The organism is Sporofaciens musculi, assembly GCF_009830285.1.
In the GTDB taxonomy this organism is placed as follows: Bacteria; Bacillota; Clostridia; order Lachnospirales; family Lachnospiraceae; genus Sporofaciens; species Sporofaciens musculi.
This window is the reverse complement of record NZ_WUQX01000001.1, coordinates 2318440-2331658: the sequence shown is the minus strand read 5'-3', so window position 1 is coordinate 2331658 and position 13219 is coordinate 2318440. Positions and strand designations below refer to the sequence as shown.

12 protein-coding genes are annotated in these 13219 nt (G+C 44.5%); all 12 read right to left on the bottom strand.

Translation table 11 applies throughout. The annotated features are described in order from the left end of the window. Positions 1-20 precede the first annotated feature (20 nt). A complete protein-coding gene (locus GN277_RS11575; protein ID WP_159751177.1) occupies positions 21-488 on the bottom strand; it encodes a ribosome maturation factor RimP in 468 nt (155 codons plus the stop codon). Positions 489-655: 167 nt separating this feature from the next. Continuing rightward, a complete protein-coding gene (locus tag GN277_RS11570; protein ID WP_159751176.1) occupies positions 656-1789 on the bottom strand; it encodes a toxic anion resistance protein in 1134 nt (377 codons plus the stop codon). Positions 1790-1810: 21 nt separating this feature from the next. Further along, a complete protein-coding gene (locus GN277_RS11565) occupies positions 1811-3106 on the bottom strand; it encodes a 5-bromo-4-chloroindolyl phosphate hydrolysis family protein (RefSeq protein WP_159751175.1) in 1296 nt (431 codons plus the stop codon). 137 nt (positions 3107-3243) lie between these two features. Continuing rightward, complete coding sequence (locus tag GN277_RS11560) at positions 3244-5397, bottom strand: carbohydrate-binding domain-containing protein (protein WP_159751174.1); 2154 nt, start codon at positions 5395-5397, stop codon at positions 3244-3246. After that, the gene (locus GN277_RS11555; protein ID WP_159751173.1) at positions 5334-6008 is read right to left on the bottom strand and encodes a DUF4956 domain-containing protein; all 675 of its coding nucleotides are present in this window, start codon (positions 6006-6008) and stop codon (positions 5334-5336) included. Before GN277_RS11555 ends, GN277_RS11560 begins: the two co-directional genes overlap by 64 nt. After that, positions 5990-6715 (bottom strand): polyphosphate polymerase domain-containing protein, encoded by a 726-nt coding sequence (locus GN277_RS11550; RefSeq protein WP_159751172.1) that lies wholly within the window; start codon positions 6713-6715, stop codon positions 5990-5992. Before GN277_RS11550 ends, GN277_RS11555 begins: the two co-directional genes overlap by 19 nt. Before the next feature lie 172 nt (positions 6716-6887). Continuing rightward, positions 6888-8084, bottom strand: a complete 1197-nt coding sequence (locus GN277_RS11545) for a UDP-N-acetyl glucosamine 2-epimerase (RefSeq protein WP_159751171.1) — start codon at positions 8082-8084, stop codon at positions 6888-6890. After that, positions 8081-9322 carry a polysaccharide biosynthesis C-terminal domain-containing protein gene (locus tag GN277_RS11540; protein WP_159751170.1) on the bottom strand — a complete coding sequence of 414 codons (1242 nt, stop codon included), beginning with the start codon at positions 9320-9322 and terminating at the stop codon, positions 8081-8083. The genes GN277_RS11545 and GN277_RS11540 overlap by 4 nt, the downstream gene beginning before the upstream one ends. Further along, positions 9297-10361: a polysaccharide biosynthesis protein gene (locus tag GN277_RS11535; protein WP_159751169.1), complete on the bottom strand. Its 1065-nt coding sequence runs from the start codon at positions 10359-10361 to the stop codon at positions 9297-9299. The genes GN277_RS11540 and GN277_RS11535 overlap by 26 nt, the downstream gene beginning before the upstream one ends. 103 nt (positions 10362-10464) lie before the next feature. After that, positions 10465-11403: an acyltransferase family protein gene (locus GN277_RS11530; RefSeq protein ID WP_159751168.1), complete on the bottom strand. Its 939-nt coding sequence runs from the start codon at positions 11401-11403 to the stop codon at positions 10465-10467. Positions 11404-11429: 26 nt separating this feature from the next. Continuing rightward, complete coding sequence (locus tag GN277_RS11525) at positions 11430-12491, bottom strand: NAD-dependent epimerase/dehydratase family protein (RefSeq protein ID WP_159751167.1); 1062 nt, start codon at positions 12489-12491, stop codon at positions 11430-11432. 9 nt (positions 12492-12500) lie between these two features. Beyond that, complete coding sequence (locus GN277_RS11520) at positions 12501-13217, bottom strand: IspD/TarI family cytidylyltransferase (protein WP_159751166.1); 717 nt, start codon at positions 13215-13217, stop codon at positions 12501-12503. Positions 13218-13219: the final 2 nt, after the last annotated feature.

Below are 13219 nucleotides of genomic sequence, written 5' to 3'. Positions count from 1 at the left end.
GCGAAAGCTTTGCCAATCTCTTAAAAATCAAACGCAAGACGTATCAGCGCAATATCAGCCTTCTCAAATGTTCTCACATTCCCGCCGTCCTCTTCGATGGTTACCGTCGTCTCGTCATATTCCTTCAAAATTCCAGTAAATTCCTTCTGCTTCTCAATCATACGGTAAGTCCGAATCTCCACTTCTTTTCCCAGACTCCGCTTATAATCCTTCTCCTTTTTAAGAGGCCTGCCAAGTCCGGGAGAGCTTACCTCCAGGATGTATGCCTCATCTATATAATCCTTCTCATCCAGGATATCCGAAAGTCTGCGGCTCACAGCTTCGCAATCGTCAATACTGATTCCATCAGGCTTATCAATATATGCCCTGAGATACCAGGTACTGCCTTCCTTTACATATTCCACATCCACGAGTTCAAATCCGTACTCATCCACTATGGGATTCAGGATATCTTCTGTCTTCTGTTCATAGCTCTCTCTCTTTGTCAACGGCAAATTCCTCCTTACCAACAAATAAGAGTGAACATCCGTCCACTCTTATGCCGATTTCCTTATGTAACTGTTACACAGTATAGCACCAAATCCCTGTAAAATCAAGGCTTTTTTCTAAATAATTCCTTTCGTGCACTGACCTATTTGTTTTTATCTAAAGCGTACTAGCCCTGTACCTGCAAAAGCTTTGTCTTCAGCTCATGCTCCAAACGCACCATCTCCTGCTCTGCCTCTGCCCGCTTCTTCCTTCCCTCTCTCTGAATCTGCATCACCTCATCAAGAGTAGAGATTAAAGTCTCGTTGGTATGCTTAAGAGTCTCAATCTCCACGATGCCCCTCTCCGACTCCCTGGCCGTCTCTGTGACCGCCAGCTTGAGCTTATCTGCATTCCTTCGCAGAAGCTCATTGGTCATATCCGTCACTTCACGCTGAGCGGCGGCAGCCTGGGCAGAATGCTCTACGCCAAGGGTCAGCACCATCTGGCTTTTCCAGAGAGGAATGGTATTGACAATGGTAGACTGAATCTTCTCCACCATCAAAGTATCGTTGCCCTGGACCAGCCGTATCTGGGGAGCCGTCTGCATGGAAACCGTTCGAGTCAGCTCCAGATCATGAATCTTCTTCTCGAACCGGTTGCACATGGCATCTAAATCCCTTGCCGCCTGGGCATCCTCTGCAAGCCCTGAGCGCGACGCCTTAGAAAGAAGTTCGGGAAGCTTAGTGCTTCGCACCTCGGCAAGCTTCTTCTTTCCTGCCAGGATATACATGGACAACTCTTTAAAATATGTCAGATTCAGCTCATACATCTTATCCAGCACCGCAACATCCTTAAGAAGCTGCACCTGATGGGATTCCAGTACTCTGCAAATCTGGTTGATATTCGTCTCTGCCTTGGCATACTTAGCTTTCATGGCCTGGATTCTGCCAGAGCCCTTCTTGAAGATTCCAAAGATGCCCTTTTCCTCCTCCTCGTCAAAACTGCGAAGCTCCTTCACCACTCCTTGAAGCAGCTCGCCCACTTCTCCCAGATCCTTTGTCCGCACATTCTCCAACGCCGCCTCGGAAAAATCCGCCATCTTCTTCTGGGTCCCAGCCCCATACTGTAAGATCGCATTGGAGTTCATCAAGTCAATCTGTGCGGCAAAGGCATCCACCGCCCGCCGTTCCTCCTCTGATAAAATATTCTCATCCAGCACAGGCGCTTTTTCTTCTGTCACTATCTGAGGTTTTGGCTCGTCCTGAAACGGGTTAAGCGTCAACTTTGGAGTCGCCTGAAAGTTCTCAAATTCGTTCTTCATCTTATCTCCCATCCTTCACAATCAATTCGGCTTGTGCAAGCCGTCGTCCGTAAGCCCCTCCTGGGCAAGCATGGTATGCAATACCGATATATCCGAGGAAACGTCCCACGCCGTCTCCTGGAATAAGCCGTCCAACAGCTTCTCAAACGCCAGGTTCAGCGTATCCAACGTGGCCTCAATCTCCCGTTTAGAGGAACGGATATTCTCGCCGTCGATTGGCTGTGCATCCAGCTCTCGGTACGCCTCCAAAAGCTTCACGGTGGTGGGCAGATAATATTCCATCAGCCTGCGGATGTCGTCCACAGCTTCAGGCTCCTGCTCTACCCTGTCGAAAATCTTATCCACCAGCATCTCCATGTGGGAAATCTTCGCAGATATCTCTGCGCCGGAGATAGCGTCATTGCAGGCGTGAATCTTCCGGATATAGGCATCCCCCTCACCCACCACCTTCTGTACCTCTGGCGGCAGCTTAGAATGTCCGCCTTCTGTACCCCGATTGTTCTGCGGGATGCTCTCGTCCTCTGCCCGCTGCTGCTTTGCCGCCTTTTCCTGTTCAGCTACCCTTCTGTCCGCCTGTATCTGCTTGTACTGCTGATACATCCCATGGCTTGTGATTAGACAGGTCTTTTCATCATCCAGATGCCCCTCCAGAAACCATCCCTTGGCAAACATATATTCCAAATCCTTGACTACAAATTTGACGCTCTTATGAACCTTCTCTGAAAGCTCACGGATATTGCAATACTCACGCATACCGAGAACCTGCACGTATGTGCGGAACCTTTTCACCCTGCCTTGTATACCGGCGCCGCACCCAAAGGCCACAAATCCCGCGACTGCAAATATCAAAAACAGCGCTGTAACCATAATCTCCGGAATCCCGAATGCTCCGGCCATCAATGCTGTGATAACGAAAAACACCAGGGCTACGGAGAACATACTGCCTGCGACTGCCCCAAATACCGTCGTAAGCGTGCCGCCCACCTGCACACCGGCGGGTTTGCGGTACAACACCGGAAGCTGCTTCTTCCTCCCGCTGCCATAGCCATACTCCTGCCCCAAATGTCCATTCCTTCTGTTATCTCTCCCACGAACAGTATCCTGTGAACCAAAGCTTCTGTTCACAGGACCTCTGCCTCTTGACTGAAATTGCTGCGCTTCCTGAGCGTTCCGGATATTTCTGGAAACGCTGTCAACCGCATTATTAATCGTATTCGTAATCGTCTGATTCAATTTCCCGAAGTCCTGGGCATCAATGGCATCCTGCACCGTCTTACGGATATCCTCCCCAAACTTCTCCCAATCCCGATTTATCATCTTGTCCTCCAAATCTGCTGTACGTATTCAAAGTCCCATGTAAATTACATAAGACTCTTTCGTTCAGGATGGGATTATTGTATCACATTCATTTCCCGACAGCAAGATTTTCAAAAGATTTCCGAAACGGAATCTGCCTAAAAGGAAAATTGACTGACTGTCTGGGTTGGTTTTACTTCTTTTTCAGCCGTTCCTGCACAAAATATATACTCCTCCCCTACCGACAGGTTTGGAGATGATATTGCAAACCACTGGGCGGTTTTCTCTGTAACCGTCTCGGCAAGCGTATTCCCCTCTTTGTCTTTCAGGGAAATAACGGCTCCCGCCTCGATTGCCTTGTCCGTTTGAAATACCAGCGACACCTGCGTGGAATCCTCGCTTGGCTTCTGAGCCATTCCAATGCTTCCGATGGCAACCAATGTGCCGCCTGTTATCCTGCAGGAGGCCGCATAGTCCAGGGTACCGTTTCCACCGTCAGCCGGCCCGTGTACCGTGACCTCGCCTCCATCTATAAAAATGTCTCCATTAGCGTCCAATCCGTCACCATTGGCGTTGACGTATATAATGCCTCCGTTGATGGTCATAGAGGCGCCTTGATCCTCGTCTGCCATAAAATCCTTCTTCTTTTCTTCCGTAACGGCTTCAGAGTCTCCTGCAGCGTTGATTCCGTCGTCTGAGGCTTCAATCTTTATATCCCCATCTTTAATGACAATATCAAATCCCTCCAATCCTTCGTAGCTTTTCTGAATGTCTATACTTCCGCCATCTACAATCAACGTTTTCTCAGCGTGAATTCCGTCGTCTCCGGTGGAAACGGTGATTGAGCCTCCCTGAACCGTAACATTTTGATTACTGTGGATTCCGTCATCCTGTGTGTCCAGATTAAATTCTCCTCCTGCAATAATTAATTCTACATAGGATTTTAACCCTTTTGTGCTGACAGTCTCAGATTCCCCATCTTCGTGAGCCGGCATATCTCCTTTCGGCGGCGTCATTCCCCCTTCTGGTATGTCTCCTTCTGGCGGCGCCATTCCCCCTTCTGGTATGTCTCCTTCTGGCGGCGTCATTCCCCCTTCTGGTATGTCTCCTTCTGGCGGCGTCATTCCCCCTTCTGGTATTTGCCCCTCCATCTCTGCCCCTTTATCACCCAACATTCCAGTTTTGCTTCCTTGTCTGGCGTCAGGGCTATGCATATCAGAGACTGTCTTCACATTCTGGCTTCCATCTCCTGTGGTAATCTCAAAATCACCGCCGTTTATCCGAAGAAGCGTCTCTGCCTGAATTCCATCGCCATCGGCCATTATCTGGAAAAACCCATTTTCAATGAGAACATAACCCTTATCCGAATCTTCGGTGTTAGAAGCCTTGATTCCGTCGTCGCCGCTTTCTATGGTAAAATGTCCATCCCGAATGGATACGCTGTCTTTTCCCACAATCCCGTCATTGACTGCTGAGATGATGTAGGTGCCGCTGATAAATTTCAAATCGTCCTTACACTGAATCCCATGACAATAATTTCCGATTACATGAAGCGTCCCTGTTCCGTTAAAAGTTAAATCGTCTTTTGAAAAAACCGCTGCTTTTGGTTCTTTTGCCCCTTCATCTTCAAACTCATAAACGCTGCCGTCCAAAAGAGTATTCTCTGTCCCCTCTGTCAGTGTGATGATGACGTTGCCGCCCTTTAAGTAAACAGGCGCTAAACTAGTGCAGGTCAGAGAGACTCCGTTAAAAACCAACCTGACCGTTTCCTCCTTATCCCCATCTACAATGATCTGACCATCCTTTAACGTTCCAGAAAAAACATAGGTTCCTGCACTTTTGATGACAACGGTGCTCTTAGTAACCTCCACTTTATCCTTAAGGGCAGCCCCATCTCCCTTCTCCAAGCCAGTACGTTCCTCTATAGTAATCTTATCATTTTCAAGGCATAAATAGACTGCCTGGTTTTCATCCCAAGTATCATCCAGCTTTTCTTCACTATATTTCCCTTCTGTAAGGGTCACCGTACTTACAGACGCGTGGGAAGACGTATCTGCTGCTTTGGCAATACCTGTTTCTGTCTCACCGCCGTCCCGCCTGCATCCTGACATGGTGCAAATAAGCAGCACGCCAAGTAATACGGCCAAAATCTTCCTTTTTCCCGTCTCCATCTTTCCCAACTCCAATCTTTTTTTGATTCTTTGTCTGCCTTCATTTCCAGTATTCATTTCCGCTACGCCCTTTATCACTACAACTCCTCCTGACCCGTCGCCCGTCGTCCGCAGATTACGGTCAGGTTCCCGTTTCTGCATCGTATTTCATCCAGCATCTCCTTCTCCTGTCTGACGTCTTTTAACGTAATGTGATAATCCAGCTCATACATACTGCCAAGATTCGTGGTCTTCACCTTCTGAAGACAGCATACGCTGGTGTATTTCTGAAAAATATCATCAAAAATCTCCGTATAATCCAGATGCTCTGCAATGGTGATTCTAAGATCCTTTCTCTCCTGCTTCCATTCACCGAAGCGAGACTTCTCCAACGCCAGAAGCGCCATTCCCACCACAAGGGTCATGACAGCGGCAAATCCTAAGAAGCCTGTTCCTGTGGCCAAGCCTACTGCCATAGCAAAAAAGATAACGGCCATCTCCTTCGATGTACCAGGAACAGACCGGAACCTGACCAGACTAAAGGCGCCAAGTACCGCAACACTGGTACCAAGATTTCCATTTACCAGCATAATAACCATCTGTACCAGTACGGGAAGCATTACAAGTGTCACCATAAAATTCTTGCTGCCGGCTCCCTGCAGGCCATAAATTAAGGCAATCACGAACCCCAGAGCCAGGGATACAAAGGCGCACAGCAGCGCGTTTTGAATAGTGAGGCTTCCTTCCATGTTATTTAGTATACTTGTAAACATATCCTTTTTTCCTCTCTTTCTGCTTCATTTCTCATTGCCTGGGCATATACGGCTCCGTATTTGGAGAAGGAGACAGGGTAAATCTCCAGTTTCCCCAACAAATCCGCAAGCCACATAGGATATGCTTCTTTTACCTTGATTTCCATCAGATACTCTCCTGGATTCAGCATCTTACACTCCCCGTCATAAGACAATTCCAGCCTATGGCTTCGACTTCGGATATTTTGGTCTATAGTGATTCGCAGATTTTCGTCCTCATTTCCCACGAAAGCCTCTCTGTCGTATGCAAGGTAGACTCTTGGCTTTGGACGGTAAAACTTGATAAAATAGTCAATCTCCTTCAAAATCTGATTCTTCTTTGTAATGCTTCCTGATTCCAGATATTCTTGCGCCTGCATAAAGGCCAACTGTGTCCGCCGTTTGTAGACCACACCCTGGTATTTCTTCTTAATCTCAAGAAACACGACGCTTTCATCCTGAATCTCCCCGTACCCCCGCAGGCGAAGCTTCTCCTTGTATTTCGGCTTGTCGATGGAACGGCGGATTAGCTCGTAATTGGGGGTGTCGTAGTAAATGTTTCGGATGGTATGCAGGCCGTATTCATCCATATGAAGCTTTTTGGCTGCTGCATTTCGGAATGAATCGTACTGCTTCTGGTTCAGGCGGTATTTCTTCTCTACTCGCTCAAATACATTCTGGTCACTCATATTTTCTCTCCTTGCTGAAATATTACCTGGTTATTATACGGAGAAAGTGTGGGAGAAATATGGTAAAAATGTGAAAAAATGGTGTAGGGGATAAAAAAGGAGATGTCTGGAATGTGATATTTTCCTGACATCTCCTCTTTTCACATTTTTATGATGTTAAATCTATTTGTTCTCATTCCTTCCGCCATACAAAACGATTCACCGTATCTTTATATGACTGAATAATTTTCACAACCTTTCCACTTACATTTAAATCAACATAATCCGGTACAGGAATACCGTAGTCGCCTTCCTGATTCATCTGTACCGCCAGTTCTACTGACTGAAGCAGCCCTTCCGTATGGATACCGGAAAGAATAAAACATCCTTTATCCAGCGCCTCCGGACGTTCTGTGGAGGTTCTGATACATACGGCTGGAAACGGCATCCCAACTGATGTAAAATATGAACTTTCTTCCGGAAGTGTTCCAGAATCAGAAACAACTGCATATGCATATGCCTGCAGACAATTATAATCATGAAAACCTAAGGGTTCGTGTGCAATCACGCGAGAATCGAGCTGAAAACCCGTATTCTCCAACCTCTTTCTGCTTCTCGGATGACAAGAATATAAAATTGGCATATCATACTTTTTTGCCATAGCATTAACGGCTGTAAATAATGAAGTAAAATTTTCCTCAGTATCTATATTTTCTTCCCGATGGGCCGACATGAGGATATATTTCCCCTTCTCAATCTCATTTTCTGTCTCTACTGATAACCGACTGTGGATATCCGACTTTAAAATTGATCGTAAATTTTGATTCAGCACCTCCGCCATAGGAGAACCTGTAACAAAAGTTCTCTCCTTTGGCAGTCCGCAGTCAGCAAGATATTTTCTGGCATGCTCTGAGTATGCCAGATTCACATCAGAGATGATATCCACAATTCGCCTGTTGGTTTCTTCCGGCAGACATTCATCCTTGCAGCGGTTTCCCGCCTCCATGTGGAAAATCGGAATGTGAAGCCGTTTTGCGCCAACCACAGACAGGCAGGAATTCGTATCGCCAAGAACAAGTACTGCATCCGGGTGCATTGTTTTCATTAACTTATAAGAAGAACTGATGATATTTCCCATTGTAGAACCCAAATCCTCCCCAACTGCTTCCAAATACACCTCCGGTGCATCCAAGCCCAAGTCTTTAAAGAATACCCCATTTAAATTATAGTCATAATTCTGTCCGGTATGAGCAAGAATACAGTCAAAATATTTTCTGCATTTATTAATCACCGCCGACAGACGGATAATCTCAGGCCGTGTCCCGACAATAATGAGCAGCTTAATTCTGCCATTGTTTTGCCATGTGATATTCCCAAAATCGCTGTTCATTGAATCCCTCCCGTTTCTGTTACCTGTTCAAAAAAAGTATCCGGATTTTTTTCATCAAACCTCTCATTCGCCCACATCACTGTAACAAGATTCTCCGAATCAGACAAATTGATGAGATTATGGGTATATCCCGGAAGCATCCGTACCGCCCGCATTTCTTCGCCTGTAACCTCAAATTCGACCAAAGGGTACTCCTTGCCAGTCTCCGGGTTTATGCCAATCCTGCGCTCCTGGATTAGCCCATGGCCTGACACCACAATAAATATTTCCCATTTGGAATTGTGCCAATGCTGTCCCTTTGTGATTCCTGGCTTTGTAATATTAACCGATACCTGCCCGCAGTTTTGTGTACGAATCAGCTCCGTAAAGCTGCCCCTTTCATCCTGATTGGACGTAAGCTTACAGGAAATCTCAGACTCCGGAAGATATGACAAGTACGTACTGTACAGTTTTTTTGCAAATGAATTCGGAGGCATTTCCAGCATTGTAAGAGTTTTTGAAGCTTCTCTGAAAGATTGAAGCAAATCTACAATCTCTCCCAGCGTCACACAATGGGTAACAGGTACGCAGCAATAACGCCCATTGTCCGCCAAAACAGTTTTCAGGCCTTCATATTCGCAATGGTGTTCAAGTCCCTCCAATGCGTCAAGAAATTCCCTTACTAGGTCGTCAATATAAACAAGTTCTAATTCCGTGGAACGGTCGTTTACCGTATATTCCTTCCCATTGGCTACAGCGCTGCAAAACGTTGCCACCGCTGAATTATAATTGGGCCTGCACCATTTTCCAAACAGATTCGGGAATCGGTAAATCAACACTTTTACTCCCATATCTTCTGCATACCGGAAGAATAATTCCTCTCCCGCCAATTTACTTTTTCCATACTCTGAAGCTGCAAACCGCCCGCTTAAGCTTGCCTGAATGGAACTGGAAAGCATCACCGGACATGTGTTTTGATTTCTCTTAAGAGCATCCAGCAAAAGGGATGTAAAGCCATAATTTCCATCCATGAATTCAGAAATATTTTTCGGCCTGTTCACTCCTGCCAGATGAAATACGAAATCACAGTCCCTGCAATATTGGTCTAAGAGGACTTCTTCTGTATCTACATCATACTCATAGATTTCTGTAATGGTAAGGTCAGGTCTTGTCCGATTCTTTCCGTCCCTAATGTTTTTCAAATTCTCCACCAGATTACGTCCAACGAATCCCTTAGAGCCTGTTACAAGTATCTTCATCCTTCTGCCTCCTAAGTTTCTCTTTGACATAATCCGTAGTTAATATTTTTTGTACAGTTTCTTCCACATTCAGTAATTTTGTATTGTGGCTTGTATATGCTTCGTCTGCTTCTGTGGCTACCTGTCCATTGACAAAATAATTATCGTAATTCAAATCTCTATGATCGGCAGATACCCGATAGTAATCCCCCATGTCTTGTGCCCTTAAGCGTTCTTCTTTTGTCATTAGTGTTTCGTACAGTTTTTCCCCATGCCGCGTACCGATGATATGAGTCCCTGTATTTCCAAACAGTCTCTGTACAGCCTCAGCCAGCACGCCGATGGTGCTGGCATCTGCTTTCTGTATAAATAAATCTCCTGAATCCCCATGTTCAAAAGCAAATTTTACAAGCTCTACCGCCTCGTCAAGATTCATCAGAAACCTTGTCATATCTGGATTGGTAATTGTAATGGGGTTCCCATTCTTAATCTGCTCAATAAAAAGCGGGATGACAGAGCCTCTTGAGCACATGACGTTTCCATATCTTGTACAGCAGATAAGTGTTTTGCCTCGCTCTGCCGCCACACGTGCATTTGCCCTTACAATGTGCTCCATCATAGCTTTTGACGTTCCCATTGCATTGATAGGGTATGCGGCTTTGTCTGTACTTAAGCAAACGACCCGTTTTACTCCGGCTTCGATTGCAGCGTGGAGAACATTGTTGGTTCCTTCCACATTCGTATGTACGGCTTCCATAGGGAAGAACTCGCAGGAAGGGACCTGTTTTAAGGCTGCTGCGTGAAATATAAAATCCACACCTGGCATGGCGTCATGCACAGACTGTGGATTGCGAACATCTCCGATATAGAATTTTACTTTTGACGCTGTATCCGGATGATGCACCTGTAACATATGGCGCAGGTCATCCTGTTTTTTTTCATCCCTGCTGAATATACGGATTTCCCGAATGTCTGTATTCAGGAAGCGTTTCAGGACGGTGTGGCCGAAAGAACCAGTGCCTCCTGTGATTAATAAAGTTGAATTATTGAACAATGACATATCACATCTCCTCCAAACTTCTTTCCCTATGTCAATAAACGTTTCTTTCTCACCGATAGTTTTCCAACTGTAACAGTGGAAATATAAGCAAGTATAACTGTAATTAAAACGATGAGCAAAGCATATTCCCATTTACCCCCCATCTAAAATTAACAAAAACATTTACAACCGTCATATGGTATAGGAATAACCCATACGAAATATCTAATGGAACATTTAGCTGCGGGAACCTGTAAGCAAATCCAATAACACCAATAATCAGGAACAAACTCCAGAATAAATAATATCCCGATAAAATATCAATCTTCGACCAAAAGAAAGTATAACTCAATAGTAATGACATCCACCAATATTTCCTACAAATTGGCAACAGAAATTCCTGAAATTCTGCAATAAACATACCAATATAAAAAATCCAAAAATATCGGATAAGAGTTTGGTCATATAGCTTACCGATCACCTCTATTCTTATAAACTCATGCGTAATAGAATTGAATACACAACTAACCATAAAAGAAATGATTAATCCGATCATCCATGTAATCATTTTTCTATTCTTCATTATTTTATAGAAAATCCAGGCCATTATATAGAATTGAATCATCACGCCAATCGTCCACAACGCACCGTTTGGAGTCCCAACACCATAACCCCGCAACGCTTCAGGAGTCCAGAATTGAAAAATAGTTCCTTGGCCAAATCCAAACAAAATAAGACTCTTTATATCCCATCCATGATAGAAAATCATTAAAAAAAGCAGCTCTATCATTACAGCAGCCCAAAGCTCAGGATAAATCCGCAAAAACCTCTTTGTAATATAATGTGAATAGGACTTTGAACTTTCAATGGAGAACCAGATCAAAAAACCACTAATAGCAAAAAAAATAGGAACGCCTCTTAAGAAAGAGGATGCTCGAAAAATATTTTCTTTGATCGGCAATTCCAAATGTTCAACTAAATGTCCAAACATCACTTGAGAAGCCGCGAGTATTCGTATAAAATTCAGACTGTTAGATTGTTTTCTTAAAATTCTCCTATTCATCTTAACCTCCCTATCCACCCTATCACCTACCTAATCTCCCGTAAAATCGATATAGTTCTCTCAACTCCTGACTTCACATCATATCTCGGCCTCCAGCCCAATGTAAGCAGCTTATGTCCATCCAATCGTGCCTTAGTTGCCTTACTGTATCCGGCCGCCTCTACAAAGTCTGGTACCTCAAACACAACTTTTTTCCCATTCAAATCGGCAATAATCGCCGCAAGCTCCTTAAGCATAATATCCGAACTTTCGTCCGAAATATTATACGCCTCCCCGCTTTTTCCACTCAGAAGGATTGTCAGCAAACCGCTGACAGAATCCGACACATATGCATATGAGTAATATTGCATTCCAGCAGATTTTAAGACAATATCTTCACCGTCAATCCCATTCTTGATAAATTGACTGATCGCTTTTGTGTCGGACATTAACATTGTCGGACCGTAGGATCGGGTTAGGCGAGGAATGACCACATCCAATCCTTTCTGGGCTTTGTATGCCTGGCAGAGCGCTTCTCCGCATCTTTTGCTTTCTGGATAGCCGGCTCTCATTGTATTACAATTAATATAACCACAGTAATTCTCATCAAAGAACTCTGCATCTCCCCGATTCTCACCATAGATTTCATTTGAGGATGCAAATGCAAAACGAGCCGCATGATGGGCCACGGCAAATTCAAGCATATTCTGTAAACCGATAATGTTGGTTGTTATCGTTCCAATGGGATCTTTAGAATACTGTATAGGATGTGTATTTGACGCAAGGTGAAGAACATAATCCACAGTACCAATATCGTTACGTACCAAAGGGAGCCTGATATCATAAGGAATAAAAACCAGATGTTTATCACCACAATATCCGGCAAACCGTTCCATGATTTTTTCTTCATTTCTGCTCAGAGCATAAACCGTACAGTTTAAGTCATCCTCCTGATTCTTTCTTAAAATTACATCTACCAAAAAACTGCCTACAAGCCCTGTTGCACCGGATACCAGCATGCATTTATCCCTTAATTTTTCCCATGAAAGGTCTAAGTCAGCTACGGCTACGACATCTTCTATGTATTGTTTACTTTGATATAAGTTCATTTCAATCCCCTATTTTAACCAGTTATCCTTATCTGATCTCAGATAAGCTTTAAACATCTCCAAATCATCTTTGGTAGTCAGCTTTATGTTTTTATCCGAACCTGCTGCAAAATACAGCCGAATTCCAAGCTCAACCATCATTGTATTCGTATAAGAAGAACCATAGATGCCGATTCCTTTTTCATACGCTTCATGGTATTTTGAATCAAGTAAACCAAATTTGTAAGCCTGGGGAGTAGAAACGCGCCGAAGGGTTTCGCGAGGGATATATTTAACAGTACTTTTCTCATCATCAGCTACAAAAATCTGCTCATTATAAGGCAGAGAAGTAACAGCATTTCCATATTGCCGGCATTTTACGATTACATCTGTAAGAACCGTCTCATCAACCAGCGGCCGGATTCCGTCATGAATAATAATAATGTCTTCCTCAGAAGCTTTTCCTTCCAGATTATAGATACCGTTTCTAATGGACTCCTGACCTGTTTCCCCTCCGGAAACCACCCATTTCAGCTTATCTATGCCAAACTGCCTGACATACGCCCAGAGAACATCATGCCAGCCCTCGATACAAACAACCTCAATCGCATCAATCTGAGGATGCTTCTGAAATCCTTCAAGGGTGTATATTAACACAGGCTTATCAAATACGTTGATAAATTGTTTGGGAATGTCCTGTCCCATTCTGCTCCCAGAACCACCTGCAATTACGACTGCTATATTCATCG